The organism is Bacillus sp. NMCC4, assembly GCF_002998555.1.
GTDB lineage: Bacteria > Bacillota > Bacilli > Bacillales > Bacillaceae > Bacillus.
In genome coordinates this window covers 504596-530429 of record NZ_PVRA01000001.1, presented here as the reverse complement: position 1 = coordinate 530429, position 25834 = coordinate 504596, and the positions used below count along the sequence as shown (strand labels likewise).

The following is a 25834-nucleotide window of genomic DNA, read 5'->3' as shown; positions in this document are numbered from 1 at the left end:
GCCAAATATGAAACCAATGATATGGACAATCGCAGGAATATGCATCATTATTTTAATGATTCCAACTTTACTTGTGTTGCCGACGTTTCAAGGGAAACCGGAGGTAAGCCAGCATGTATCAGCGGAGCCATCAGTTAAAAAAGAAGTGAAGGGTACAGTCAAATTGAAGCAATCACCCGTCGCTATCCCCGTCTATCGTTCAGCTCATCAGCAGGTAGAAAACATCCCCTTAGAAGAGTATGTGATCGGTGTCGTAGCGTCTGAAATGCCAGCTGATTTTGAAATGGAAGCACTCAAGGCACAGGCACTCGCTGCAAGAACGTATATCGTCAGACAAATGATCATCGATAAGACTGTCAAATCACCAAAGGGCTCTCTTGTAGATGACACCCAAATGTTCCAAGTTTATAAAAACAAGCAGGAACTCAAGAAAATTTGGGGGAAAGCGTACAATTGGAAGTTAAAAAAAGTCACAGAAGCTGTCGCCAGCACACAAGGAAAAGTGCTGACTTATGATGAGAAGCCAATTGATGCCTCATTCTTTTCAACAAGTAACGGAAAAACGGAAAATGCCGAAGCTTATTGGAAAAACGAAATCCCATATTTGAAAAGTGTCTCAAGTAAATGGGACGAAAAATCGCCAAAATTTCAAAATAAGAAAACCATCACAGTTAGTGAATTTCAGCAAAAATTAGGTGTGACGCTCACTCAGCAGGCTCAGGTAGGACAGATAGTAGAACGGACGCCAGGAAATCAAGTAGCGAAAGCCGTAATAAACGGTAAAACACTGACAGGCAGAGACATTCGAGAGTCACTAGGACTTCATTCAGCGGACTTTACATGGGAACGACAGGGCCAGCAAATTATCATTACGACAAAAGGGTATGGCCATGGGGTTGGAATGAGTCAGTATGGTGCGCACTATATGGCACAGTCAGGCAAAAAAGTAGAGGCTATCGTGAAACATTATTATAAAGGGATTCAAATTGAATCAGCTGAACGTTTTCTCAACACGTATATGGCTAAAAAATAAAGCAAAGTTGCCTCAGAAATGGGGCATCTTTTTTTGTGTTCCAAGAGGTTTGAACAGAATGTGTCAATTTGCGACTTAAGACGCACCTCAGGAAATCTTAAACATTTACGTCCCGACAAGAACCGATGGCCGATACAAAGCCCCTCGAAAGAAGGAGAAAACAAAAGAAAAAATGATGTGTTAGGTGAATATATCTAGACAACTGACAGATTTTTAGTGATTTTGATGAAAGAGAAAAAGGGACCGAGTCCTATACCATTCTAAGACAGAATATTTTACGATTAAGATGTTTCAATTAAATACATAAGGAGGAAGGAAAAATGATGTTGAAAAAAGTATTTACACTCGTAACCTTAGCTGTATTGACATTATCTATGTCAATCTCTTCACCAGTATTTGCAAAAGCATCTACAGTCAAAAAACATAACAAAGATGTAAGAGTTACTATCTTACTTGATGCAAGTGGAAGCATGGCAAGAAAAGTAGAGGGAGAACGCAAATTTGACCTCGCAAAACAAGAGGTATTTAAATTTGCTCAGTCACTTCCAAAAGACGCTAAAATTCGTATGAGCTTGTTTGGCTCTGAAGGTAACAACAAAAATTCAGGTAAAGCTCAATCATGTGAAGTCATTAGAGGCGTTTATGGCGTACAGCCTTACGAAAAAGAAAGCTTTGAAAACTCTTTAAACGGACTTGGACCAAATGGCTGGACACCGATTGCTCGTGCTCTTGAAAATGCAAAGCAAACGGATGAACAGCTTAATGGTGGAACAAAACATATTGTGTACCTAATCACTGATGGTGAAGAAACTTGTGGCGGAGATCCAGTAAAAGTAGCAAAAGAATTGCATAACTCAAAAGGATCGACTGTTGTTAATGTGATCGGATTAGACTTTAACGATGGCTATGAAGGTCAATTGAAGCAAGTAGCCAAAGCGGGTAAAGGCCAATACTACCAAGCAAGCACTGGTAAAGAAATGGGTTCTATCTTGTCGGCAGAATCATTAAAACTACACGAATAACTTGCTGAACAAAAGGGAAACGATTGATGTATGCTATCGTTTCTCTTTTTCTGTACAAATGTAAAAAGGGAGGTTTTTATGAATGAAACGAAATATTGTATTAACCATTTTGGCTAGTCTTGTCCTGCTTCTTTCTTCACCAGCTCATGCTGTGACAAAACAGGAGCCTGCTCATGTGGTGATATTACTTGATTTAAGCGGCAGCATGGCACAATCAGTTGAAGGCGAAAAGAAAATCGATATCGCCAAACGTTCTATTCAAAGCTTCGCAAGTATTTTATCAGAAGATACACAAGTCCTGCTACGTGTGTTTGGTCATGAAGGAACCAATAAAAATGCAGGAAAAGCAGTTTCTTGTGGAAGCTCTGAAGCCGTTTACGGATTTGGATCATATGAGCCATCAACATTTCAGCAAGCACTGAATGTGTATAAGCCGACCGGCTGGACACCACTTGCAAAAGCATTAACAGATACGAAACAAGATTTTGAAGATCACCAGGCTGAAGGAAAAAATATTGTCTATGTCGTCAGTGATGGTAAAGAAACTTGTGGAGGAAGCCCTTCACAAGCAGCAAAGGAATTACATGAAGACGGAATTGACACCATTGTCAATATCATCGGCTTTGACGTGAATGAAAAAGAAGCAAAAAGTCTAAAGTCTGTTGCAAAAGCGGGTGGTGGACAATATCAACCGGCTGCGAATGCCGAAGAATTGAATCACATTCTACAAAATGAAGCGAGCGCTTTTGGTCAGTAGGATATGAATGGGAGCTGGGGATTGTTTTCCCCAGCTGTTTTTTAGTTGAAGATCAATTCAAAGTAGTTTCTAATTCATCAATTCGTTTCTCCACGTAGTGCTGATCTTTTCTTGCATGAAAAGTTTCGGCTTTTTCTAATATTGCCGCCGTATTATACTCGGGAATCTGTGAGTAGCTCTCATACACACCCTTTGGAATTAAAACGTTCCCTTCAGGCCAATAAACAGCGATATTGCCACGTTTCAAATCCCCGAATTGAGCCACTCCTTGATAGGACCCATATTGATTAAACAAGACAACTGGATCACCTTCTTGGACATAAAGTTCTTTTGCATCTTCGTTATTCATCAAGATAGAATGACGCTTCCCACCATTAAAGGCATCCTTTTCACTATAGATCATGGAGTTGAATTGCTTTCCTCTTCTTGTCGTGATATTAAAATGTCCTTCCGTTTTTCGGTATTGAGGCAGCTGGGCAGGAAGAAGATGTCCTTTGCCGTCCGGTGTTGGACACTCCCCGTCTTCACATAGCCATGCGCCACCCCATTGAAAAACGTCTCCTTTATGACGCAAATGCTGGATGCCGTCATAGTTTCGATTTGCGACCGCAATCTCACGGCGAATGTCTTCAGCCGTTTCGAAATGAATCAGCTCAGCATCTTCTGGCCGGACTCTTTTTGCAAGATCAATATAAATGTCCCATTCTGCTCTGGCTTCCTCAATACGAGGTCCTTCAATTTCTGGACTGAAATATACCATGCGTTCCGTACTAGTTGATGTACCGCCGCCTGGCTGTTCATATCTTGTCATAGCAGGCAGAACAATTACCGTCTCTTCTGCCTCTACAAGTGTAGAGGTATTCAAAATGATATCTTGATGGACACGGAGTTCAAGCTCAGATAAAGCTTTTTCGATCGCATCTGGATTTGGCATCGTTTCTAAAAAGTTTCCGCCGCTCGTAAACAGCATTTTGAGTTTTTGCGGATGTTCTTTTGGGAGAGCCATTTTCTCAAAGGATTGCCCAATGGTGTCACCATGCCATTTCGGAATGTCAAACCCCCAAATTTTTTCGATTCTTTCAATATTCTCTTCATCAAAATCACTGCCCGGCAAAACGAATGGATCAGCACCCATTTCACCAGAACCTTGAACGCCGCTATGCCCCCGAATTGGCATGACACCACAATGTTTCCTGCCAATAAATCCACGTAACATAGCAAGGTTGGCGACCTGTGATATATTATCAGTTGCAAAGCGGTGCTGGGTAAGACCCATACTCCAAATAAAAACGCCTGAATTGGCATTGGCAAGGAGGATCGCAAATTCCTTCATTCTTTCTTTTGATAAGCCTGATGATGCTTCTAGGTCCTCCCACTTCAACTGTGCGACATGCTGCTTTAAATCCTGTATGCCGGTAGTATGGGCTTGAATAAATTCATGATCAAGAGCGGAATGGGGAGCATGCTGCTCCATGTCAAACCAATGTTTGATGACGCCGTTCATAAACGCAATATCGCCGCCTATATTGACTTGATAGAAATCATCCGCGATTTTTGTGCCGAATAGAGCACTTTCTGGAATAGAGGGAACCCAGTACTTTTCCATGGCAGGCTCTTTGTACGGATTGATGACAATAATTTTGGTTCCTTTCTTTTTCGCCGCATACATATATTTAGTGGAAACGGGCTGATTGTTTGCTGCGACAGATCCCCAAAAAATTAAGACATCCGTTCCGATCCAATCGTTGTAATTACAGCTGGAGGCTCCTATACCAAGGGATCGTTTAAGAGCGGTTTTGCTCGGTGAATGACAAATGCGAGACGCATTATCAATATGATTTGTCCCGATAAAGCGAGCTGCCTTCGCAGCGGTATAATAGACTTCATTTGTAATTCCTCTAGCCGTTAAATAGAAAGCGAGCTGCCGTTTATCAATTGATTTGATTTTAGCTGCGATTTGATCTAATGCATCATCCCAGGAAATACGCGTAAAGGCATTGTCACCTTTTTTTCGAATCAGTGGATAAGGAATACGGCCAAGTTTGCGAAGAGAGGTGCTGTCCATTTGTTTGAGCTGTTGAATATCTTCGAACCATTTTGGATCAATAGCTGGCATTGTATTAAGACGAAGTACATTTAGTCTTGTGGTGCATATATGAGGTCCTGCGAGCGTTTGGTCATATAACCCTGAAACACCCAGGGCACAGCCATCACACACGCCCTGCGTTAAAATACGATATGCATAGGGGAGATTATCCTTGTTTTCCCATGCCACTTTCATCGTATCTCGAATGTGTTTCGGTTTTACTTTTCCAAGCCCCATAGGCGCAAAAGAGGCCCATAGCTTTGGTGAGGGTTTTTTATTAAGCTTAATAGGCCCCTTATGTTTTGTTTTCCCCATGATATCATCACCCTCCTATTACTTTATGAAGCGTTTTCATATCTAAAAATTACCTTTAGATTGTGATTCTGTCAAATTCAAATTAAGGTCGGGCTGAGACAGAAGAAGTAGCAGTAAGGTTTGTTTCTCTAAGCTGTTGAATATCTTTCCGTATGAGAAGAGATATGATAAAAGCGATGAAAAATAAGCCAGAGAACACCATCAGACTTTGCGTGTAGTTACCTGTTATATCTCGAATAAAGGATGAAAATAAAGGTCCAGCTAAACCAGCAGCGGCCCAGGCAGTCAGAATATAACCGTGTATGGCACCAAGTTGTTTCGTGCCAAATAAATCCCCAATATAGGCTGGAATTGAAGCAAACCCTCCTCCATAGCACGTATAAATGATCGCCATCACGATTGAAAAGACGAGCGGTTCTTTTAAATAGGGGAGTAAAGGAAAGGCAATGAGCTGGATACTAAAGAAGATTGTATACGTATTCGGCCTTCCGATATAATCTGAGAAGGATGCCCAGCCAATCCGCCCTAAACCATTAAAAGCACCTAAAATACCAACAAGGGTAGCTGCAGCACCTGCAGTGAATCCAACACTTTCTTGTGCAAGAGGCGATGCAACTGAAATAATGGCAATTCCGCATGTGATATTAATAAAGAGCATGAGCCACAAATAATAAAAACGTCGTGTTTTGATCGCTTCATTTGCTGTAAGCTGTGATAAATCCTGAGGGATTTTTCTTTGATTTGTTTTTAACACGTCAAACTGTTTGACGTCTTCAGATGTTGGTGGTGATAAATAAAGAGATGAGATCACCATGATCATAAAATAGGAAATTCCAAGAATGTAAAAGGTATTTGCGATGTTCACTTTTTCAATGAGATATTGGATAATTGGGCTGCAAATAAGAGAAGCAAATCCAAAACCCATAATAGCTAAGCCGGTTGCAAGTCCTCTTCGGTCCGGAAACCATTTCACTAAAGTTGATACAGGTGCAATGTAACCTACTCCTAATCCTATCCCAGCGAGTACACCATAAAATAAATAGAGGAGAGGGAGTGAGGACATGTGGACAGCGAACCCTGATCCTGTCATTCCGATACCGAAGAAAATGGCTGAGAAAAGCCCCGATGCTCTTGGACCATACCTTTCAACGAAATGCCCCATGAAAGCAGCAGATAATCCTAAAAATAAAATAGCAATACTGAAGGTCAAGCTTATTTCTGTCAATGACCACTGAAAAGCTTGATGTAAAGGATTCGTAAAAACACTCCAAGCATAAACAGACCCAATAGATAAATGAATTCCTACAGCACTTGTTGCAATGAGCCAGCGATTTTTCGATTTGTTCATTTTGTTCCCCCCATATAAAGCAATCAAAAAGTTTGATAAGATAGGAATATGTTACAATTTTATGACTTTTTAAAATAATATCATAATTTGATTGGATCATATAACTAAATTTGTGCTGAAAGGAAGATCATACAATGAATCCTTCTGTTAAAAAGAAACGAGTCATACACCAATACAGTGAAGGCCAATTTACTTGCAAAACAGATGAAGTTGTAGAAGAATTCCCTTTAACTGTGATCGTGAATGGAGAGGAATTTGTGACACTTGTTTGTTCACCAGATCATTTGAAAGAATTGGTTATCGGTTTTTTAGCTTCAGAAGGAGTCATTCGATTTGAAAATGAGATTAAAAGGTTTACAATAGATGAAAGTATGGGCTTTGCATATGTTGATTTAGTTCACCCAAGCGGATTTCAGTCATCAGATTTTACAAAGCGAGTGATTGGTTCTTGTTGTGGGAAAGGGAGACACTTTTATTTTCTCCAAGATGTGAAAACGGCAAAAACAGCCATTGATCGAATCAACATTTCTGCTGAAACCTGTATGCATCTAATGAAGTGTTTACAAGAAGAAAGCCAATTATTTCAACATACTGGTGGTGTGCATAATGCTGGACTGTGTGACACAGAGAAGCTATTCATCACTAGAACTGATATAGGAAGACATAATGCTTTAGATAAAATCTATGGATACTGTTTACTTCATCGAATTCCACTTAGAGATAAAATCCTTGTGTTTAGCGGCCGGATATCGTCAGAAGTTTTATTGAAGGCAGCAAAACTAGGAGTGTCGATCGTCATCTCAAAATCAGCACCTACTGAGCTGGCGCTTAATATGGCAGAAGAATTAAATATCACGACAGTTGGATTCGTCAGAGGAAAATCTTTTAATATCTACACTCACCATCAGCGTATTACAGAATAGGAGGCAAAGTATGGACAGTATATTGGATAAGAGACATCGACCATTGCGCGATTTAAGAATATCAGTAACAGATCGCTGTAACTTTAGATGTACGTACTGTATGCCTGCTGAAATTTTTGGACCAGATTATCCTTTTTTGAATAAAGAAGAACTGCTTAGTTTCGAAGAAATTGAACAGCTTGCTACCCTTTTTGCAAAGGACTTAGGTGTGGTGAAAATACGCATCACGGGTGGTGAACCTTTAATGCGAAAAGATTTGCCTATCTTAATAGAAAAGCTCTCAAAAATTCCAGGAATCGAAGACATTGCTATGACAACCAATGGAACGCTTTTACCTTTATATGCTGATAAGTTAAAGAAAGCAGGTCTTCAGAGAGTCACCATTAGTTTGGATTCATTAAATCCTGATCGTTTTATGCAAATGAACGGAAGGAATATTTCTATCCAAAAAGTGTTTGATGGGATTGAGGCTGCAAAAAAAGCTGGACTTGCTATTAAGATCAATATGGTTGTTCAAAAAGGTGTGAATGATCAGGATGTTTTACCAATGGCAACTTACTTTAAAAAAGAAGGACATGTTCTCAGATTTATCGAGTTTATGGATGTTGGAAATACGAACAAATGGAATCTAGAGCATGTCATGACAAAGAAAGAGATCATTGGTCTAATTGATTCAACATTTCCTATCAAACCAGAACCTCCTCAATATCCAGGTGAAGTAGCCAACCGATTCTTTTATAAAGATGGTTCAGGAGAGATAGGCATTATTTCTTCTGTTTCAGATGCTTTTTGTGGAACATGTAACAGAGCGAGGCTTTCTGCTCGCGGTGAATTGTTTACATGTCTTTTTGCATCGTCGGGTTTTGATCTGAAACGGGTGATTCGCTCGGCTAAAGATAATGAAGATATAAAGAATATATTGAAGGAACTATGGTCGAATAGACATGATCAATATTCAGCCGAGAGAGAACAGAAGAAAGATCAGAAAAAAGTTGAAATGTCATACATCGGTGGGTAGTGACAACAAAGTATCATGATCATGTATTTTTGAAAAGAAGAGAAAAAGTCATAATCATTGTTGACAATTTTTTTTTGAAATAGGTCTATTCATCTTATGAATCCAGTCATTATAAAAAACCAGCAGAAACTCTGCTGGTTTTTAAAATGTTATTTTGTAGCTCAAAAAGGTTTAGAAATTCCTGGAAAATAGAATTTTAAACATTTTTTGCTACTTTACTTTTATGAGAGCTGTGATAAGATCAACTCAATCTTTACCAGCTCGATTTTTTTACTCCTGGGATGTGGCCCTTATAGGCAAGCTCACGAAAAGCAATTCTAGACATTTTAAATTTTCGTAAGTAACCTCTAGGGCGGCCGGTTAATTCACAGCGGTTTTTTAAACGGGTAGGGGAAGAGTCTCTAGGTAATTTCCGTAAAGCTTCATAGTCACCTTTTTCTTTTAACTCTTTTCTTAATTCTGCATATTTCAATACAAGCTGCTGCCGCTTTTTTTCTTTAGCAATCTTAGATTTCTTTGCCACTTAAAACCCTCCTTTTTTAATGTTGGATTTTCCATTGAAAGGGGTCTTCAAATGTAGTCCAATCTTGATCAAATTCTTCAGGTGTGAGTAAGCATTGATCTAGTGTGCGAATGATATCTGCTTTAGGCAAATCTACGCCGATAAACACAAGTTTTGTATGCCGATCACCAAATTCTGCGTCCCACTCTTCAAGAAGCTCTGGTTCTTGCTTTAATATCCGTGCCTTATCTTGCTCAGGCAAGGCAGCAATCCAGTATGCAATTGGTTCAATCGCAACAGATTTTCCGGCCTGTGAAATTAAAATGGTTAAATCATGATGTGTGGCAAGCCATGTAAATCCTTTAGCGCGAACTATTTGCTCTGGCATCTGATCTAACCAATTATTTAACCTGCCAGTATGGAAGGGGAGTCTTCTTTCATAAACAAAAGATGAGATTTGGTATTCTTCTGTTTCCGGCGTATGCTGAGAATGCCCGGCGTTGATTTCTTTGATCCAGCCAGCAGAAGCACTGGATTTTTCAAAGTCAAATAAACCAGTATTCAAAATGTCACTTGGCTGTACTTTACCTTTTGAGGTTCTGATGATAGATGCTTCTGGTTGAAGTGTGGTCAGCACGCGCTCAAGTCGATCTAATTCTGAGTTTGATACTAGATCACATTTATTTATAATCAGCACGTCACAAAATTCAATTTGATCAATAAGTAAATCGGAAATTTCTCGTTCGTCATCATCGGAAACGGCTTGTTTACGGTCTAATAAACTTTCTCCTGACTGGAAGTCGGTCCAGAAACGATTCGCATCTACAACAGTGACCATCGTGTCTAACCGGCAAAAGCGTGTCAAATCTATTCCCATTTCTTCATCAATATAAGAGAAAGTTTGCGCGACTGGAATTGGTTCACTAATACCTGTTGACTCAATGACAATATAATCGATATGACCAGTCTTACACAGGCGTTCTACTTCGATTAACAAATCTTCTCTCAATGTGCAGCAAATACAACCATTAGACAATTCAACTAGCTTCTCATCTGATCGAGAGAGCTCACCGCCTTGTTTGACTAGTTCTGCATCAATATTAATTTCGCTCATGTCATTGACAATCACAGCTACTTTTAACCCTTTACGATTTTGTAGGACATGATTTAATATTGTTGTTTTTCCTGCACCTAAAAAACCGCTTAATACTGTAACAGGTATTCGCTTATTCATTTCTTTCTGTCCTTTTGACAATACTCATTTTGATTTCCGCCTCACTTAAAAAGTAATGATTACGATTTAAAATCTAAAAAATTATTTTGTTTCTCTATGAAGGGTATATTTCTTTAGCCGAGGAGAATATTTTTTTAACTCCAGTCGGTCCGGATTCGTTCTTTTATTCTTTGTTGTGATATAGTTTCTGTCACCCGTTTCAGTACAGGCTAAGGTAATTTTTACGCGCATCAGTAATAGGATCCTCCTTTAATTCGTAATGGTTACGATTTGTATTTTAAAATGATCAAGGCGGAATGTCAAGCTTAGTAGGATGAATAATGCCAAATGATCAAACAAAAGGGGTATCGAATGTTCATTGATACCCCTCTCCATTAATAAAAGTCACCAAGCTCTTGTTCGTATTCACCTTCGTATTGCTGGACGTCACTAGGAATTTCTTGAAGAAAGGCTAGGCCACCTAATATCAGCATCAAGATAATGGCGATGAATGAGAGAATGACTGTGACAATACTTGATATGGCAAATAGCGTCTGCATTTTCATCATCTTAGCATATTGTTCTAATAACTCTTCATAAGAAGTATCAGGAGCTTGAATTAATTGTTCAGCTGCGTTTACAGATTTTTGTACATGGATTCCCATCATAATGAGGAAGACGCCAAGGGCAGCAGGAAGAACAAGCCAAAAACCAATAAGAATAGCTAGGCCGCCTGAAATATAGAGAAATATACTACCAACTTTTCCCCACTTTGTGATCGAATGAAGAGATTGAATGATTTTCTCAGTTTGTTGCAATGGTGTTCACTCCTTTATGTATTCACTCTTTATCATACTTGAGCAAGTAGTACTTTAGGAAGAGTGAATGTAGAGCAATTAAAAAATATTTCTATCTTCACTTTACTATTTATGGATAAATAAATTATCTTCAAATAAGAAAAAAGTAACATTTACTATAAATTTTAACGACAATTTATGTCATAAATAAGATTAGTAGTTAAAAATAATTAGTAAATTTATCAAAATATGTTGTTAGTTGTCTTGTAATTGGTTATTATTGTGTTGTATTACCATAAAAATTGGAAGGTGGAATTCATATGTTAGATCGTTTCTTAAACAAAATGACCAATGTTCAACCTGCAGCTTCAAGATGTATTTTACAAAAATTAGTCACTTCATGTAAATCAGCGCCAACTTGTTTCCTTCAAGGTGTTGGAACTTTCCGTTACTACGTGGATCGTGATACAGGTGAGATATGTACTAGCCAAGAACGCGTTAGATGTGGCTGCTAAATTCAAGGATTTTATTTAATAGGATGTGAACGCATGAGCATATCTTCAATTTCATTTTTAACAAATGCTGTGCAGATGTCAAACAGTCGTCAAGCGGGTCAAACATCAAATTCTTTTTTAAACCAAGCTGCGAAAATTGTTCAAGGCGACCATTCTCCAGAAGAGAGAAAGGCATTATTTCAACAACTGACTCTAGTTCAGCAAGGGAAAGATTTGGAGCTTCATGTGTCTAAATTAAAGGAACTAGAGAAAGAGGTTCAAAAAGAATCGTCTTCTTCGTCTGTTACTGTGAATCAGCATGGTGACCAAGTAGACATTTCAAATGAGGCTCGCAGTGAGTTTGAACAAGCTGAGGAACAAGCGGCAGCTTCAAGTGAAGCAGGTGAAATTGCCGCAAGGGAAAAGGATCAGGATGTTCAGGCAGATCCACACCAATAAAAAAACGAGGCGTGTGTTTGTTGTCTTCACATGCCTCATTTATCTTTATTTTGCAGGAATCCTTGAATAAAGACCATCCGGAAAAGGGGCTGCATATGAGATTGTTTCATCTTCTTCTACCATGATGTAATATGGAAACTCTTCAATCTGGAAGGCGCCTATCATTTGTTCGTCCACTGAGATAACTTGCATGATGGTTTGGCTATCACGATATAATTCTTGATCCTCTTCTTGCCCATTCTTTAGCAAAATACTAAAAGAAATGTCTAATTGACGCTGCCTTTTCGTTTCTAGGAATTGTTCCAGTGATGGGATGCAGTGCGGACATGCTGTGTCAGTGAATATAAGCAGCTGTTGCTTGTGATTGGTTTGCAGCAAATCATTCATTTGAATAGGTGATGGTTTTTCAATTAGCGGATGAACAAGTTTTTGTCCGACATGCTGGATCGGTAAGATGATTAATTCCATCTGGTGTTTTAAATAGATGATGATTCCGATCGTCAATAAAAGACTGCAAAGAATAAGAGTGAGCTGTAAAAGTAAGATTGAATTCATCGTTATCGTCCTCTCAGAATGAAGTTACGCAGAGCTATCATAATATAAATATCAAAAATATGTCAATTATACTAAATGGTGTAAGGTGGAGCGTTTGATGAGTACAGTGAACCATTGTTTATATGCAATCTCCTATACTTGGAAAAGAAGTCGATCATATCTTCTGTTAACTCTATTGATCCAAGTGATCGTTGGTTTTATGCCTTTGGCTAGTGTCTGGATTATTCAAACATTGATTAATGAAATTATTTTATTCATGACTTCTTCAGGAGACATTCAAAAGGTCTTAAGGTTATTTGGGTTGCAAATGGTCATTGTGGTTTTAGGATATGGGCTTCAATTCATTCTTCAACTTAGTCAGCAAAAAGCGACAAATTTGATTGGTTTGCATTTGAAGGGTGAATTGCTTCAAAAGGCAATCAGGCTGCCATATATTACATTTGAACATCCGTCTTTTTATAATGAAAGTCAACGTGTGATGAACAGTCATCAGCATGTTCTGAGTATGGTTAGAAGTATTTTTACAATCATGAGCGCATTGATTACTGTTGTATCACTTCTCATTTATATGATCGGTATCCATTGGGGTTTGGCGGTCATTCTGATCTTATTTACCCTGCCTGTCTTGTGGATTGAGCTCTTCTTTGGAGGCGCACGGTATCAACTAAACCGCATGTTAACTGCTAACGATCGAAGAGAAATGTATGTGTCCGACCTTGTTGCACAGCGAGATTCATTGAAGGAAATCCGTTTATATGGAATAGGACATTATCTTCTTCAAAAATGGAAAGGTCATTATGTAAAAAGTGCAGATGAAAAATATAAATTACTAAAACGGCAGGTTCGCTGGGAGATGGCGGGCGGATTGCTTATGACATTTGCCTATGTGTGCTGCGGTCTTTTTATTGTCTTTCTTATCTTTCAAAAAAAATTAGCAGCGGGTACGTTTGTCGCTGTGCTGCAAGCTGTGCAAAATATTCAAAGTGGTTTTCAGGACTTAACGAGGGAATGTTCTAGTTTATATGAAACGAGTCTCTATATTGATGAAATGAGAACTTTTCAAAAGAGAGAAGAAGAAATTGATGAACAGACAGAGAAAGGGGCATCGCTTCGGAGGATTGAGTGTATTCAGTCCATTACGCTAGAAAACCTCTCTTTTACCTATCCGAATATGAAAATGCCTGCTATTGAGCATATACATTTTCATATCAATAAAGGTGAACGCATTGCATTGGTGGGGGATAACGGATCAGGTAAGACGACCTTGATTAAATGTTTGACCGGTTTATATGATCCAGACAAGCCGAATATGCAAAAGGTCAATGGTGAGTCTATTTCGACCATTTATAAAAAATCATATCATGCGAGAATGGCTGTCCTTTTTCAAGATTTTATGAAGTACGAATTTACTGTGAAAGAAAACATTGGATTTGGCCGTATCGACGAAATAGATGAGGAAGTGCGCATGGTGTCAGCTGCGCGGCAAGCAGGCATAGAGAAAAGAATTCATCAAATGGAAGAAACATACGATGCGCAGCTTGGCCGGTTTTTTGAAGAAGGTCATGAACTGTCTGGCGGACAATGGCAAAAGCTTGCGATGGCGAGAACCTTCTTTAGAGAAAGTGATTTTATCATTTTAGATGAACCGACTTCTGCTCTTGATCCGCTATCGGAGATTTCACTCATTCGAAAGCTATTCGATCATACGCAGGATCAAGGGGTCTTGTTTATCACACACCGTATGGGAGCGGCCCGCTTAGCAGACCGCATTATCGTGATGAAAGATGGTGCTTTCGTTGAAGAAGGGAACCATGAAGAGCTGATGGCGCTAGGTGGAGAGTACAAAAGGCTTTATGAGGCACAATCTCAACTATTTCAACAAAAGGAGATGGCGTAAGGTGAGTGTCTTTTATTTTATAGGTGTCTATTTCTTAGGAATCATCTTTGCAGGTGCATGGCTTGATAAAGTGAGAAAACAAACGGCGCATATGCAACAGATGAATGCTTATCGGATGCTGCCTTCTGCGCTCACGGCGCCAATGTTTTATTTGTTTTTGACTATTGAATTGGCTTGTACTGGTCTATTGTTCGTATGGAACATGTCTCTTGTACCTGCGATTGGTCTTACAGCACTTTTATGTACCTATACTGGAGCGGTCACTTTCAATTTATTGAGAGGACATCGTAACATTTCATGCGGCTGTGGAGGTTTACTTGAAAATGACCGTCTTCACTGGGGAATTGTGATTCGTAATGTGTCGATGCTGGCTCTTGTGATTGGCTTGTTTTATGTGCATTCCTATGTAGAAACAATTCCATGGCAATTTCACATTATTTGTTTTCTGATTGCAGTGGCTGTCTGTTTCATTATAGCGGTGGGAAAAGACATCATGATGTTCAAAAGAAAGTGGAATCAATTTGAATCATTTATAGAAGGAGACCAAGTGAAATGACAGATATTCTACTGATTATTGTGTTATTCATTGTCATTGCTCAGCTGGCTGTGGTGTTTTTGCTTGCCCGCTTTATCGGAAAATTTATGAATAAAATCAAAAACCTTGATGGGATTGAATTAAAGGAAGCGGATGTTGGTGATGCGGCGCCGTTATTTCGAAGCTATACACATTTAGGGGATAAGGTCATTTTAAAGGAATATTTGCAGAGCGGAAGAGCCGTGATGCTGTTATTTGTGAACTCTACTTGTATGACATGCAAAAGCATTTTGTCTGATATGAAGCAGCACATCTCTAGCGACGATACTCAATTCATTTTGATCAATGGAGATGAACAAGGAGATGATGCATCGCTTCTTCAATTGCTGCCTGATCAAGCTGTGTATGTGCGCTCTTCGCAAATCATGGAGCTGTATGGGGTAACTGTTGTTCCGCAAGCGATTCTGATGGATGAACATGGCATCATCCTGCAAAGAAAATCTCTTCAAAATGCGAAACAATTTGAACAGCTGTTACATGCTTCATAAAAAAGCGTCTCTTTGTTGGAGAGACGCTCGTTTTATAATTCTTTTCCTAGAATATCTAAATCGTACCTGCTGCCGTCCATTTCTGCGATACGTGGCAGGTGACCCCATGTCTCAAAGCCGTGCTTTTTAAATAATCGAATGCTGGCTTCGTTGTGCCCGAAAATAAAGGCAAGTAACGTTCGAATGCCTAATGAAGGTGCCAACTCAATGGCCTCTTGTAAGAAAAGTGACCCTAAGCCTTTCCCTCGATCGTCTTGGTTTAAGTAAATACTCATTTCAACGGTCCCGTTGTATGCAGGTCTTCCGTAAAACGTTTCAAAGCTGAGCCAGCCGTAGATATGTCCATCCTCATCTGTTTTCACATAGAGAGGTCTTTTCTCTGTATGATTCAAAAACCATTGCCGGCGGTCTTCAACTGAAACTGGTTCTGTGTCGGCGGTTACTTCTCTTGAAGCAATGGTTGAATTGTAAATATCAACGATCGCTTTGAGATCATCTTCTGTTGCTATGCGGTTGAAAGTTTTCACAATAAAGTCCCCCATCTTTTTTTCATTCATCATACATATTATTGGTGCGATTGCGCAAAATAAAAAGAAAAATGATTTCGTGTGTATATATTTTTTGAAAAGTGTTCAGAATGTTGCTGAGGTGATGAAAAATGAGAGAGGAAGAAAAGAAACGTACTTCCAAAATCACAAAAGTTCAGCAATTTTTCCGTAAGCGCTGGGTATTCCCTGCTATTTACTTGGTCAGCGCAGCGGTCGTGTTAACAGCCGTTCTTTGGTACCAAGCTGTATCAAAAGATGTGAAAGACCAACTATCTGATGGAAATCAAACAGGGCAAGAACAGCGTGATGATGCCGTTGAAGTTGGAAAGCCAATTGAAAATGTTGCAATGCCGGTCCAGAATTCTGATAATGTTTCTGTCGTGAAAAAGTTCTATGAAGCAGATGCTGATCAAAAAGAAAAAGAAGCAGCACTTGTAAACTATAATAACACCTATACCTTGAGCAAAGGTATTGATCTTGCAGATAAAGATGGCAAAGTGTTTGATGTCACAGCTGCTCTTAGTGGAACAGTGGTTCAAGCGAAAAAAGATCCAGTTCTCGGTCACGTCGTTGAAATTGAACATGAAGATGGATTATCGACTGTTTATCAATCGTTGTCACAAGTGAGTGTCAAAGAAGGCGATGAAGTGAAGCAGAATGATGTCATCGGTGCTTCTGGTAAAAATCTTTATGGTGCTGAAAGCGGCAACCATGTGCATTTTGAAATTCGTATGGAAGGTTTAGCGCTTAATCCACTTAGCTTCATTGACAAGCCTGTTTCGACTATTGAAAAGGCCGCGCAAGAAGTGACGGAAGAAGCAAAAGAACCTGCTCAGCCAAAAGCTGATGAAAAAACGAAGGAACCTGCTGCTGAAGATAAGGCCAAAGAGCCTGCTGGAGAAAAATCTGAAGAAAAGTCTGATGAGAAGGGGAAATCCTCTGATCAAGAAAAGTCTTCTGATTCCTCTAAAGACAGCAGTCAATCTGAAGAAACAAAACAATCTTAAAGCCTTGCAACCTCTGTGTATGAATTATGCAGAGGTTTTTTTCTGTCTTAAAAAAATCCTCCGCACTTGGCGGAGGATGGTTTATAGGGCGGCAGGCCCTTCTTCACCTGTCCGAATGTTGATTGTATTTTCTATCTCATATATAAAAATTTTCCCATCCCCTGGTTCGCCTGTACGAAGTACCTTTTGAGCTGTTTCTACGACCAGTTCGACAGGTACTTTGCTTAGGACGATTTCAATCTTTAATCGTTCGTACACATTGCTTTCCTTTTTGACGCCGCGGTATAGCTCTGTATGTCCCTTTTGTAGGCCGCAGCCGTGCACATTCGAAAAGGTAATTGAGGTGACACCAATCTTTCCAAGCTCCACCTTTAATGTTTCAAAATTGGCTGGACGTGTGACAATCTCCACTTTATACATTTTGCTCATCGAGACACCCCTTTTTCTTTAATCTTGATAGGCTTTTTCACCGTGCATGGTTAAATCAAGGCCCACTGATTCTTCTTCTTCGGTTGCACGAATCTTGAAGAAGAGATTGACCACTTTGATGATCACGTATGTCACAACGGCTACAAAGGCGTAGGTGGCAACAATAGCGACTACTTGCTTCCAAAGTAAGCTGGCATCTCCGTAAAATAAGCCATTGGCTCCGCCGTCATTGACAGAGGTTGTTGCGAAAAATCCAGTTGCAATACCTCCCCAAGTCCCGCCAATTCCGTGAAGCCCGAATGCATCCAGTGCATCATCATAGCCAAATTTGGCTTTGAGTGAGAAGACTCCCCAGAAACAGACGATTCCGCCGATGATTCCGATGATAATAGAAGCAAATGGGGTGACAAAACCTGCGGCAGGTGTAATCGCGACAAGACCTGCGATGGCTCCAGAAATCGCGCCGAGCATGGTCGGCTTTTTGTTGATCATCCACTCTACTAACAGCCAGCCGATGATTCCTGCAGCAGCAGCTGTATTAGTGCTAATAAAGGCATACATCGCGACACTGTCTAATGTAAGGGCACTTCCAACGTTAAAGCCAAACCATCCAAACCAAATGACAGCTCCGCCAAGAAGGGTGTAGATCAAATTATGAGGAGAAGAGTTTGCTGCTTCTTTACGCTTCCCGAGCACAATCGCCACGACTAGACCCGCAACACCAGATGAAATGTGAACCACGTTTCCTCCAGCGAAGTCAAGTGCACCCATTTCGCCAATCCAACCGCCGCCCCATACCCAGTGTGCGACTGGCGCGTATACAAATGTGACCCAAAGGAGTGTAAACACGACGACCGCTGAGTAGCGAATTCGTTCAGCAAAGGCACCTGAGATGATGGCTGTTGTTAAGACGGCAAAGGTCATTTGGAACATCATGAACAATGAATGTGGAATGGTCTCACTGTAGGAACCAGGTTCAAAGCCAACGCCTTTTAGTCCAATCCAGTCTAAGCCTCCGATCCATGCATTGCCTGGCGCAAAAGCCAAGGAATAGCCAAACATGATCCATACGATGGAGACGATTGCTAGTGAAGTTAAGCTGTGCATGGTTGTGCTTAAGACGTTTTTACTTCTCACGAGTCCTCCGTAGAATAAGGCTAAACCCGGTGTCATTAACCACACGAGTAGTGCGCAGAAGAACATAAATACTGTATCACCCATTTGCATGCTGCATTCCCCCTGAATCATTCAGAATTAATTGATTTCTTAATTCTTCATTATAGAGAGAAAAGTCATATATAACATAACCGTGTAAGTTAATCTTACATAGTTTTTGGTTATATTCAATATAAATGGATGAAAAGTTCGTAAAAAAAGAGAAAAAACGTGCATTGAGCACCAAAGATAAAGGGCGTTTGACCTATAAAATGGAGCTGAGAAACAGCTTGGTTCGTTCCTCTTGAGGAGAATCGAACAATTCTGATGGGATGCCTTCTTCGACGATGCGGCCTTCGTGCATATAGACGACACGATCGGCGACTTCTTTCGCAAAGCCCATTTCATGTGTGACAATGACCATCGTCATGCCTTCTTTTGCGAGACTTTTCATTGTTTGCAGTACCTCGCCTACAAGCTCTGGATCGAGGGCCGACGTAGGTTCGTCAAATAACATGACATCTGGCTTCATGGCGAGAGCTCTTGCAATGGCCACACGCTGCTTTTGACCACCTGATAATTTAGAAGGATATACGTTGGCCTTATCCGCAAGTCCGACCTTTTTCAACAGGACGTTGGCTTCTGATACAGCTTGAGCCTTTTTTGTTTTTCTCACCATGACAGGCGCTTCGATGATGTTTTCAAGCACAGTTTTATGCGGGAAGAGATTAAAATGCTGAAACACCATGCCTATTTTTTGCCGCATCTCGTTTAATTGATCGCGTTTTGGGTGAACAGGGCTGCCATCAATGATGATTTCTCCATCATTTTTGATTTCTAAAAAGTTCATACAGCGGAGCAAGGTGCTTTTTCCAGAGCCACTGGCTCCAATTAAGACGACCACATCATTTTCATAAACAGTGAGATCGATATCCTTTAAAACATGCAGTTCTCCGAAGTGTTTATTGAGTTTTTCAACACGAATGAGTTCCTTTGATTCTGTCATGTTTCTCCTCCTAATGGTCACTGACTGATAATTTCTTCTCAAAGGTTTGGACAGCAAATGTTAATAGCAAGACAAGAACTAAGTAATAGACGGCTACAACAAGTAAATAGGTCATATTGTCAAAGCTGTTTGAGCCTTGGGTCGTGGCGACGTTAAATAGTTCATTGACGCTGATAAAGGCGGCGAGTGATGAATCTTTTAAGCCGATAATGAACTGGTTGCCAAGAGGGGGGAGTGCGCGCCGCATTGCTTGCGGGAGAATGATGCGTCTCATTGTTAGGAAACGTCCCATGCCAAGAGAGCGTCCTGCCTCTTTTTGCCCCTGATCGATCGATTGGATGGCGCCTCTGAATATTTCTGCTATATATGCTCCATTATGAAAGGCGAGCGCAATGGAAGCAGCCCAGAAGTCGGGGATATTTAATTCGGTCAGTCCAAAATATAGGATGAAAATTTGAACAATCAGTGGTGTTCCGCGTACAAGGAAGATATAGGCGTTGGCGATATAACCGAAGACAGCCACGCGTGATATTTTCAATAAAGCAAAGAAGAGTCCGATGAACATGCCGATGAAGATGCTGATCACAGTGAGCTGTAAGGTGAGCAGCATTCCTTCTAAAAAAATACCTCTAGAATCAATCAGCGTCTGAAAAAAATGTGATAGAGTAGGCAAAACAATCATCTCCATTTGAAGAAAGTGCGCCTAAGAAAGGCGCACAATCGTGGTTTTAATTTTGTTTGACCGTGATGTCTTCGTCAAAGTATTTCTCGCTAATTTGTCTTAATGTTCCGTCTTTTTTTAGTGCGTCAATCGCATCGTTGATCTCTTTTATGAGCTGTTCATTTTCTTTAGATACAGCGATTGCCTGCTCACTTTGTCCGAGTCTTTCCTGCGCTTCGATTTTTAATTTTTTCTTCATGGCTTCCGCACCTGTGGCGAAATCCGTCACGACTGCATCGTGTTTTCCGTTGGCCAGTGCTTCTAAAGCGACTACATCACTGTCGTAATATTTTGGTTCCTGCCCGCTATGTTCCTTTGCAATATCAGCGTAGGACGAGCCTTTTGATACAGCGATTTCTTTGTCTTTTAAGTCATCAGCATGTTGAATGTCTGCTCCAGGTCTTGTGAAAATTTGCGGACCAGAGTAGTAATAGGGCTTAGATAAAAGGACGTGTTTTTTTCGTTCCTCATTGATGGTATGACTTGCAACTGCCGCATCAAATTTTCCTGCTTTCACACCTTCGACGATGCCTGCGAATTTATATTTTTTCTGTATAGGCTCGAGGCCTAGTTTGTCACTAATCGCATTGCCTACATCGATATCAAAGCCTGACATCTGATTTCCATCCATGTAACTAAACGGGTGAAATTCACCTGATGCTGCAAATATAAATTTTCCATCCTCCAAAATTGGCGACCCTTTCGCTGTAGAATTACGTTTATCTCCGTTCCCATTTGTTTCATTTGAACCACACGAAGACAGAAGTAATACTGCAACCGAGAAAAGGGCTGGGACCCAAAACCGTCTTTTTTTAATAATAAGCTTCTCCTCCTTTTCAGCCGTTCTCCATATAAGGAGAAAGTAGGCTTTTAAATATGTGTAGCATCTTACCATTTGTTCCTCATATTCTCAATTTTATATGTGTTTTTCCAACACTCGCCCTTTTTAAAATGTATGTCTTGCTTTTCCGAGAGAGAACTTGAATTGATTAGGGTAAAAAAGGGAAATGAATATCATAATAACGGAAGGATTGGCAAAAAACATGCCAGATCACAAAAAGGGGGTCGGTGTATGAACAAGTGGAGAGACAGCCGAAAGGTTTTTTTAACTGCTATTGCCTTTGGAACGATGTTAAATCCACTGAATTCCTCGATGATTTCTTTGGCCTTGCATCAAATTCAGCATGAATTCGGTTTGTCATTTACGACTGTATCTTGGCTTATTTCGTCTTTTTATTTAGCAAGTGCGGTGACGCAGCCGGTGAGCGGCCGGATTGGGGATCATGTGATGAGCCGGAGAACATTATTTTTATTCGGGCTAGGTCTTGTGGCGGTGTCAGCCATCTGTGCGCCGTTTGCCCCAACGTTTGCAGTGCTGATTGTGATCCGGCTGCTGCAGGCGATTGGGAGCAGTGCCATTTATCCTTCTGGTGTCGGACTCATTCGGGATCATATTCAGGAAAAGCAGGCTTCGGCGTTAGCGGTATTGTCCATTTTTGCTTCGGCGATGACGGCACTTGGACCGACGCTTGGCGGCTTTTTGATGACAATCGGCGGCTGGCCGGCTATCTTTTTAGTGAACCTGCCTTTTATTTTGATCAGCTTCTTTCTTGGACTAACTTTGTTTCCAAAGGAGCAGAAAAAGAGAAAGCTTCGTATAGGTGAAACGGTACGGAAGCTCGATTTGCCAGGGATGCTTCTTTTTACAGTTTGTATTGTCCTTCTGCTTTCGTTTTTATTATCACTAGGTGATGGGATTCAATATGTACAGGGGATTCTTTGTCTCGTGAGTGCAGGCGCTTTTATCTGGTGGGAGTATCAGGTGGATGAACCGTTTATTCAAATTCGAATGTTCAGACAGGAGCAGCGGCTGTCACTTGTGTATGTGCAATTTATCATTTTAAATATATTTTTCTATTGTCTTTTCTTTGGTTTGCCGAGCTATTTCCAGGATGAATTAGGCTGGCGTGTGGAAATGACGGGTCTTTTTATGCTGTGCATGTCTGGGGTGAGCATCATTGTGTCGCCGCTAACAGGAAAGTGGGTGGATCGCGGGGATGAACGTCATCCAGTATTAGCCAGTGCGGTATTGATGCTGGCTGGAGCGTCTGCGATGACCTTCTTTTTTATTCCGGCACCATTATGGGGAAAAGGGGTGGTTCTAGCGCTGCTTGGACTGAGTTACGGGATTGGGAATGTTGCGCTGCAAGCTGCGATGCTCAAGGCAAGTCCTCAGCATATGATTGGCACGTCCTCTGGGCTTTTTCAAACATGCCGTTACCTTGGTTCCATTCTGTCGTCTGCTGTCCTCGGTATGCTGTTTGGGGATGAAATTGCTGGTCCTCATTTTGAGCAGTTAGGCTGGACGTTGATCATGATTTCCCTTACCGGCATCGGTGTCAGTCTTTATTTTTCGAACAAGGTCAGAGGAGGACAGCCAATAAAAAAAGCGGCGCGATAAGTGGAAGAAGATTCTTCATCACATTATCGCAAGCCGCTTAAGAGTTAGACAGGTCAGAGCCCTGATCCTTTTGCTTCCTTCTGAATATTTTCCCTACAATTGTCTCATAGAAAGTGACAATGCGGTCAATTGGAGAGTCAAAGAACTTCCATAATTTATTCATGATAAAGACAACCACGATCGATACGACTAAGCTGCCTAAGACATCTAATGGATAATGGTGACCGACCCAGATGCGGGAGAATCCTGTGAGTAATCCAAAGACGAGCAAGATGTTGCCAAGCTTTTTATTACGAGATCGAATGGCAAGTGAAAGAGCCAGTGCACCTGTTGTATGGTCACTTGGGAAGGAAGCGTCTGCTGAGTGCGGAATGAGTGTGTCGACTTTATGCGCCACAAACGGCCGCTCCTCATAATGAAACAGTGTAATCGCAAAATTGACGATAAGTGCCGCGATACCCGTTACACCCGAAAAGAAGACATGCTTCTTAAATTTGTGATTACCTAAAAACCAGCAAATCAATAAGACAAGGGCATACACAAGAATGGCCTTTTTCGTAATGAAAATCATGGCCTGATCTAAAAACTCAGAATGATGAGCCATCCCGTGTATGACTTTAAACAATTCGTAATTCAAAACATCACCTATACCTTCGCTTAATGCCAACTATTTTTCAAATAATCGTCTATTTGAAATATCCTATATTTTAGCATGTTTCCGATGAAGTTTAAAATAGTATCCTATTCTGATAGGGAGACCTTCTGTGCTTTTGCTTCTTGGGGCTTTCGTTCGCTCCAATAAAAAACAATCATACTGAGCAAGACAACAATACCTGCAATGAGATATACATTTGAAAAGTCGGTGAAGCTGACAAGAAGACCAAATACAAATGAGCCAGCAGCAATCCCCGTATCATATAAAGTGAAGAAAGTAGCCGTCGCATAGCCTGTACGGTGAGCTGGTGAGTGCTGAATGGCAAGTGTTTGTAAACATGGTACTAGCGATCCATAGCCAAGTCCAATGACACCACCTGATAAAAGAAGCATTGTAGCTGAATGTGTAGCTGTCAGCATCCATAAACCAATCGCAAAAAGAGCGATCGAAGGATAGATCACAATGTGAGGTCCTACTCGGTCAAAAAGTCTGCCTGTAAAAGGACGTGATCCAAGCATGGCTGCCGCAAACACAATAAAGAAATAACTGCTTGCCCCCATCAAGTGAAGGGAATTGGCATAGACTGAAATAAATGAAATGATCGGCGAATAACAGAAGGAAATAATGATGCCGACTGCCGCTGTTTTTAATGCACCTTTTTCAAACAGATGAGAAAAAGTAAATCGAAAGACGACACTACCCCCATCTTCAAGCTCTGGCTGTCTGATCAGCATCGTAAAAGCGGCACCGATGGTAACGATAATGGAAAAGAGAAGGAATAAGGAATGGAATCCTACTTTTCCTACTTGATTCAATGCAATAAATGGACCGATAACCACAGCAAGGTTCATGGACATGACAAAGTAGCCGAGTCCTTCCCCGCGTTTATGTTTTGGAATCATATCTGCCGCAATGGCACTGGCTACTGTCGTCAAAATGCTAAAAAAGATGCCCTGCACGAAACGCAGCATGAGAAGCGTATGGAATTGATCAATCGGAATGTATAAATAAGTGAGTAAGGCAAATGCCGTTGACGAGAAAATCGCCATCCGTTTTTTGCCGAATTTCTCAATAATGGCTCCAGAAAACGGTCTTGTCACAATAGCAGACAATAAGAAAACCGTCACAAGAAGGCCACCCTGTGATTCTGTTCCATTTAGTTCATCCATTGTGTAAATAGGCAGCAAGGTCAAAAGGGCATAAAAAGAGGTGAACGTAAATAAATTCACCAGGACAATCATGATAAAGTCTCTTGTCCAAATGCGTTCGTTCATGATGTATGTCACTTCCTATTCAGTTGATAATTTGTGTAAAAGTGTATGGAGGAGTTGTTTTTCTTCGTGGGTGAAATCTGAAAGACATTCTTCTTCAAATTGTTCCATCGTACGTTTGATTTCTTCAAATCGGGCCTTAGCATCATCTGTCATCACGATCAGATTTTCACGTTTGTCTTTTCCTTGTACACGTTTCACCCAGCCATTAGCTTCTAGACGGGTTACGGTTCGGGTAATGGTTGGGGCTTCGACGTTCAAATATGTCCAAATGTCTTTTTGGGTTTTCGGGCCGAATGTATCCAAACAAAAAAGTACAGTCCATTGGGACATGTACAAGTCATAAGCAACAAGCGCTTCGTTCGCCTTTTTAGACAGCAACCTGGCGCTTTGGTGTATTTGATGTAAACACTCTCTATTTAACGTATCCATATGCTCACCTTTTTTTAAATATTTAGCTAGGTAAATAAAATCACCTTTCCTATTTTACGTGCTCGACCCATTCTTGTAAAGTGAAAATTTTCGCCACTCGAAATGATTGCATTTTCTGATAAATCCCTTGTCCCATCTTCATTTTTAGCATATTCCCTATGCAATGCTAATACACTGTTACAAACCTGACAAAGAGAGTGTTTGAGGTGAGGGATCGTGTTTGGCATTTACTACCTAATGGATGAGAAATTAAGACGAACAAGCGCCCCTGAAAATGGATAATATTGATACGGATCTCATTTCACACTTCTCACATCCATTTTAGGGAGGTCGAGTGGTGTGCACGATTACATCAAAGAGCGAACAATCAAGATAGGAAAGTATATCGTGGAGACAAAGAAAACCGTTCGTGTAATTGCGAAAGAATTTGGAGTCTCTAAAAGTACTGTACACAAGGATCTAACAGAAAGACTGCCAGAAATTAATCCAGATCTGGCTAATGAAGTGAAGGAGATACTGGATTATCATAAATCAATCCGCCACTTGCGAGGAGGAGAAGCCACTAAATTAAAGTATAAAAAAGAAGAAATTTTAGAAGGCGAGCCTGTGAAACAGTAAGCTTAGTTCTTTGTTCATAAACATGACAT

General features: G+C 40.5%; 28 protein-coding genes. 12 read left to right on the top strand and 16 right to left on the bottom strand.

Annotated elements, in window-relative coordinates; all coding sequences use genetic code 11:
- Positions 1-7 precede the first annotated feature (7 nt).
- From spoIID to C6Y02_RS02735, 3 genes are all read left to right on the top strand, one after another.
- Positions 8-1033, top strand: a complete 1026-nt coding sequence (spoIID, locus tag C6Y02_RS02745; RefSeq protein ID WP_034660277.1) for a stage II sporulation protein D — start codon at positions 8-10, stop codon at positions 1031-1033.
- A gap of 323 nt (positions 1034-1356) precedes the next feature.
- Positions 1357-2055, top strand: coding sequence for a VWA domain-containing protein (locus C6Y02_RS02740; protein WP_080869567.1), 699 nt, complete (start codon positions 1357-1359; stop codon positions 2053-2055).
- A gap of 82 nt (positions 2056-2137) precedes the next feature.
- Complete coding sequence (locus C6Y02_RS02735) at positions 2138-2812, top strand: VWA domain-containing protein (protein ID WP_034660275.1); 675 nt, start codon at positions 2138-2140, stop codon at positions 2810-2812.
- 52 nt (positions 2813-2864) lie between these two features.
- Here the strand turns inward: C6Y02_RS02735 and C6Y02_RS02730 are convergent, their stop codons facing one another.
- Both C6Y02_RS02730 and C6Y02_RS02725 read right to left on the bottom strand, forming a co-directional pair.
- Positions 2865-5213, bottom strand: a complete 2349-nt coding sequence (locus C6Y02_RS02730; RefSeq protein ID WP_095285686.1) for an FdhF/YdeP family oxidoreductase — start codon at positions 5211-5213, stop codon at positions 2865-2867.
- Positions 5214-5295: 82 nt separating this feature from the next.
- Positions 5296-6561, bottom strand: a complete 1266-nt coding sequence (locus C6Y02_RS02725) for an L-lactate MFS transporter (protein WP_106030611.1) — start codon at positions 6559-6561, stop codon at positions 5296-5298.
- 134 nt (positions 6562-6695) lie between these two features.
- Between C6Y02_RS02725 and fdhD the strand changes: the two genes are divergently transcribed.
- Positions 6696-7484 (top strand): formate dehydrogenase accessory sulfurtransferase FdhD, encoded by a 789-nt coding sequence (gene fdhD / locus C6Y02_RS02720; RefSeq protein WP_106030610.1) that lies wholly within the window; start codon positions 6696-6698, stop codon positions 7482-7484.
- 10 nt (positions 7485-7494) lie between these two features.
- Positions 7495-8502, top strand: a complete 1008-nt coding sequence (gene moaA, locus C6Y02_RS02715; protein ID WP_106030609.1) for a GTP 3',8-cyclase MoaA — start codon at positions 7495-7497, stop codon at positions 8500-8502.
- 253 nt (positions 8503-8755) lie between these two features.
- Here moaA and rpsN read toward each other — a convergent pair whose 3' ends face one another.
- The 4 genes from rpsN to C6Y02_RS02695 form a co-directional block, all read right to left on the bottom strand.
- A complete protein-coding gene (gene rpsN / locus C6Y02_RS02710) occupies positions 8756-9025 on the bottom strand; it encodes a 30S ribosomal protein S14 (RefSeq protein ID WP_025093900.1) in 270 nt (89 codons plus the stop codon).
- Between the two features lie 16 nt (positions 9026-9041).
- On the bottom strand, positions 9042-10238 hold the full coding sequence (locus C6Y02_RS02705; protein ID WP_106030733.1) for a GTP-binding protein: 1197 nt from the start codon (positions 10236-10238) through the stop codon (positions 9042-9044).
- 81 nt (positions 10239-10319) lie between these two features.
- Positions 10320-10469, bottom strand: coding sequence for a 50S ribosomal protein L33 (gene rpmG / locus C6Y02_RS02700; RefSeq protein WP_003214771.1), 150 nt, complete (start codon positions 10467-10469; stop codon positions 10320-10322).
- A 143-nt stretch (positions 10470-10612) separates the two neighbouring features.
- Positions 10613-11035, bottom strand: a complete 423-nt coding sequence (locus tag C6Y02_RS02695) for a DUF5362 family protein (RefSeq protein ID WP_034660265.1) — start codon at positions 11033-11035, stop codon at positions 10613-10615.
- A 527-nt stretch (positions 11036-11562) separates the two neighbouring features.
- Between C6Y02_RS02695 and C6Y02_RS02685 the strand changes: the two genes are divergently transcribed.
- Entirely contained in the window at positions 11563-11967 is a 405-nt protein-coding gene (locus tag C6Y02_RS02685; RefSeq protein WP_060597481.1) for a hypothetical protein, read from the top strand.
- Between the two features lie 45 nt (positions 11968-12012).
- On the opposite strand, the gene C6Y02_RS02680 is transcribed toward C6Y02_RS02685, so the two are convergent.
- Complete coding sequence (locus tag C6Y02_RS02680; RefSeq protein WP_106030608.1) at positions 12013-12522, bottom strand: thioredoxin domain-containing protein; 510 nt, start codon at positions 12520-12522, stop codon at positions 12013-12015.
- A 97-nt stretch (positions 12523-12619) separates the two neighbouring features.
- Between C6Y02_RS02680 and C6Y02_RS02675 the strand changes: the two genes are divergently transcribed.
- From C6Y02_RS02675 to C6Y02_RS02665, 3 genes are read left to right on the top strand one after another with little or no spacing between them, the layout of a single operon-like run.
- A complete protein-coding gene (locus C6Y02_RS02675; protein WP_106030607.1) occupies positions 12620-14419 on the top strand; it encodes an ABC transporter ATP-binding protein in 1800 nt (599 codons plus the stop codon).
- Position 14420: 1 nt separating this feature from the next.
- Positions 14421-14975, top strand: coding sequence for a MauE/DoxX family redox-associated membrane protein (locus C6Y02_RS02670; RefSeq protein WP_106030606.1), 555 nt, complete (start codon positions 14421-14423; stop codon positions 14973-14975).
- Complete coding sequence (locus C6Y02_RS02665; RefSeq protein ID WP_106030605.1) at positions 14972-15502, top strand: TlpA family protein disulfide reductase; 531 nt, start codon at positions 14972-14974, stop codon at positions 15500-15502. The genes C6Y02_RS02670 and C6Y02_RS02665 overlap by 4 nt, the downstream gene beginning before the upstream one ends.
- A gap of 32 nt (positions 15503-15534) precedes the next feature.
- On the opposite strand, the gene C6Y02_RS02660 is transcribed toward C6Y02_RS02665, so the two are convergent.
- Positions 15535-16044 carry a GNAT family N-acetyltransferase gene (locus C6Y02_RS02660; protein ID WP_189318229.1) on the bottom strand — a complete coding sequence of 170 codons (510 nt, stop codon included), beginning with the start codon at positions 16042-16044 and terminating at the stop codon, positions 15535-15537.
- Between the two features lie 116 nt (positions 16045-16160).
- Between C6Y02_RS02660 and spoIIQ the strand changes: the two genes are divergently transcribed.
- A complete protein-coding gene (spoIIQ, locus tag C6Y02_RS02655; RefSeq protein WP_003214850.1) occupies positions 16161-17057 on the top strand; it encodes a stage II sporulation protein SpoIIQ in 897 nt (298 codons plus the stop codon).
- A gap of 81 nt (positions 17058-17138) precedes the next feature.
- Here spoIIQ and C6Y02_RS02650 read toward each other — a convergent pair whose 3' ends face one another.
- From C6Y02_RS02650 to C6Y02_RS02625, 5 genes are all read right to left on the bottom strand, one after another.
- A complete protein-coding gene (locus C6Y02_RS02650; RefSeq protein ID WP_034660252.1) occupies positions 17139-17486 on the bottom strand; it encodes a P-II family nitrogen regulator in 348 nt (115 codons plus the stop codon).
- A gap of 18 nt (positions 17487-17504) precedes the next feature.
- On the bottom strand, positions 17505-18713 hold the full coding sequence (locus tag C6Y02_RS02645; RefSeq protein WP_106030604.1) for an ammonium transporter: 1209 nt from the start codon (positions 18711-18713) through the stop codon (positions 17505-17507).
- Between the two features lie 193 nt (positions 18714-18906).
- Positions 18907-19647 carry an amino acid ABC transporter ATP-binding protein gene (locus tag C6Y02_RS02635; RefSeq protein WP_106030603.1) on the bottom strand — a complete coding sequence of 247 codons (741 nt, stop codon included), beginning with the start codon at positions 19645-19647 and terminating at the stop codon, positions 18907-18909.
- Between the two features lie 10 nt (positions 19648-19657).
- Positions 19658-20335 carry an amino acid ABC transporter permease gene (locus tag C6Y02_RS02630; protein WP_078061638.1) on the bottom strand — a complete coding sequence of 226 codons (678 nt, stop codon included), beginning with the start codon at positions 20333-20335 and terminating at the stop codon, positions 19658-19660.
- Positions 20336-20375: 40 nt separating this feature from the next.
- Positions 20376-21263, bottom strand: coding sequence for a transporter substrate-binding domain-containing protein (locus C6Y02_RS02625; RefSeq protein ID WP_106030602.1), 888 nt, complete (start codon positions 21261-21263; stop codon positions 20376-20378).
- Positions 21264-21440: 177 nt separating this feature from the next.
- Here C6Y02_RS02625 and C6Y02_RS02620 point away from each other — a divergent pair, with 177 nt between their 5' ends.
- Entirely contained in the window at positions 21441-22829 is a 1389-nt protein-coding gene (locus C6Y02_RS02620) for an MFS transporter (protein ID WP_034660246.1), read from the top strand.
- A gap of 37 nt (positions 22830-22866) precedes the next feature.
- On the opposite strand, the gene C6Y02_RS02615 is transcribed toward C6Y02_RS02620, so the two are convergent.
- The 3 genes from C6Y02_RS02615 to C6Y02_RS02605 all read right to left on the bottom strand — a co-directional run bounded on the left by C6Y02_RS02615 (position 22867) and on the right by C6Y02_RS02605 (position 25187).
- Positions 22867-23466 carry an undecaprenyl-diphosphatase gene (locus C6Y02_RS02615; protein WP_034660243.1) on the bottom strand — a complete coding sequence of 200 codons (600 nt, stop codon included), beginning with the start codon at positions 23464-23466 and terminating at the stop codon, positions 22867-22869.
- Positions 23467-23570: 104 nt separating this feature from the next.
- Positions 23571-24758 (bottom strand): MFS transporter, encoded by a 1188-nt coding sequence (locus C6Y02_RS02610; RefSeq protein WP_060597471.1) that lies wholly within the window; start codon positions 24756-24758, stop codon positions 23571-23573.
- A 15-nt stretch (positions 24759-24773) separates the two neighbouring features.
- Positions 24774-25187 carry a MarR family winged helix-turn-helix transcriptional regulator gene (locus C6Y02_RS02605; protein WP_060597470.1) on the bottom strand — a complete coding sequence of 138 codons (414 nt, stop codon included), beginning with the start codon at positions 25185-25187 and terminating at the stop codon, positions 24774-24776.
- Positions 25188-25526: 339 nt separating this feature from the next.
- Between C6Y02_RS02605 and spoIIID the strand changes: the two genes are divergently transcribed.
- Positions 25527-25805: a sporulation transcriptional regulator SpoIIID gene (gene spoIIID / locus C6Y02_RS02600; RefSeq protein ID WP_008343327.1), complete on the top strand. Its 279-nt coding sequence runs from the start codon at positions 25527-25529 to the stop codon at positions 25803-25805.
- Positions 25806-25834 lie beyond the last annotated feature (29 nt).

What these genes read in the sequence shown, in the direction of transcription:
- spoIID (WP_034660277.1), top strand. Translation starts at nt 8, where the DNA reads ATGAAACCAATGATATGGACAATCGCAGGAATATGCATCATTATTTTA.
- C6Y02_RS02740 (WP_080869567.1), top strand. Translation starts at nt 1,357, where the DNA reads ATGTTGAAAAAAGTATTTACACTCGTAACCTTAGCTGTATTGACATTA.
- C6Y02_RS02735 (WP_034660275.1), top strand. Translation starts at nt 2,138, where the DNA reads ATGAAACGAAATATTGTATTAACCATTTTGGCTAGTCTTGTCCTGCTT.
- C6Y02_RS02730 (WP_095285686.1), bottom strand. Translation starts at nt 5,213, where the DNA reads ATGGGGAAAACAAAACATAAGGGGCCTATTAAGCTTAATAAAAAACCC.
- C6Y02_RS02725 (WP_106030611.1), bottom strand. Translation starts at nt 6,561, where the DNA reads ATGAACAAATCGAAAAATCGCTGGCTCATTGCAACAAGTGCTGTAGGA.
- fdhD (WP_106030610.1), top strand. Translation starts at nt 6,696, where the DNA reads ATGAATCCTTCTGTTAAAAAGAAACGAGTCATACACCAATACAGTGAA.
- moaA (WP_106030609.1), top strand. Translation starts at nt 7,495, where the DNA reads ATGGACAGTATATTGGATAAGAGACATCGACCATTGCGCGATTTAAGA.
- C6Y02_RS02705 (WP_106030733.1), bottom strand. Translation starts at nt 10,238, where the DNA reads ATGAATAAGCGAATACCTGTTACAGTATTAAGCGGTTTTTTAGGTGCA.
- rpmG (WP_003214771.1), bottom strand. Translation starts at nt 10,469, where the DNA reads ATGCGCGTAAAAATTACCTTAGCCTGTACTGAAACGGGTGACAGAAAC.
- C6Y02_RS02685 (WP_060597481.1), top strand. Translation starts at nt 11,563, where the DNA reads ATGAGCATATCTTCAATTTCATTTTTAACAAATGCTGTGCAGATGTCA.
- C6Y02_RS02680 (WP_106030608.1), bottom strand. Translation starts at nt 12,522, where the DNA reads ATGAATTCAATCTTACTTTTACAGCTCACTCTTATTCTTTGCAGTCTT.
- C6Y02_RS02675 (WP_106030607.1), top strand. Translation starts at nt 12,620, where the DNA reads ATGAGTACAGTGAACCATTGTTTATATGCAATCTCCTATACTTGGAAA.
- C6Y02_RS02665 (WP_106030605.1), top strand. Translation starts at nt 14,972, where the DNA reads ATGACAGATATTCTACTGATTATTGTGTTATTCATTGTCATTGCTCAG.
- C6Y02_RS02660 (WP_189318229.1), bottom strand. Translation starts at nt 16,044, where the DNA reads ATGGGGGACTTTATTGTGAAAACTTTCAACCGCATAGCAACAGAAGAT.
- spoIIQ (WP_003214850.1), top strand. Translation starts at nt 16,161, where the DNA reads ATGAGAGAGGAAGAAAAGAAACGTACTTCCAAAATCACAAAAGTTCAG.
- C6Y02_RS02650 (WP_034660252.1), bottom strand. Translation starts at nt 17,486, where the DNA reads ATGAGCAAAATGTATAAAGTGGAGATTGTCACACGTCCAGCCAATTTT.
- C6Y02_RS02645 (WP_106030604.1), bottom strand. Translation starts at nt 18,713, where the DNA reads ATGCAAATGGGTGATACAGTATTTATGTTCTTCTGCGCACTACTCGTG.
- C6Y02_RS02635 (WP_106030603.1), bottom strand. Translation starts at nt 19,647, where the DNA reads ATGACAGAATCAAAGGAACTCATTCGTGTTGAAAAACTCAATAAACAC.
- C6Y02_RS02630 (WP_078061638.1), bottom strand. Translation starts at nt 20,335, where the DNA reads ATGGAGATGATTGTTTTGCCTACTCTATCACATTTTTTTCAGACGCTG.
- C6Y02_RS02625 (WP_106030602.1), bottom strand. Translation starts at nt 21,263, where the DNA reads ATGGTAAGATGCTACACATATTTAAAAGCCTACTTTCTCCTTATATGG.
- C6Y02_RS02620 (WP_034660246.1), top strand. Translation starts at nt 21,441, where the DNA reads ATGAACAAGTGGAGAGACAGCCGAAAGGTTTTTTTAACTGCTATTGCC.
- C6Y02_RS02610 (WP_060597471.1), bottom strand. Translation starts at nt 24,758, where the DNA reads ATGAACGAACGCATTTGGACAAGAGACTTTATCATGATTGTCCTGGTG.
- C6Y02_RS02605 (WP_060597470.1), bottom strand. Translation starts at nt 25,187, where the DNA reads ATGGATACGTTAAATAGAGAGTGTTTACATCAAATACACCAAAGCGCC.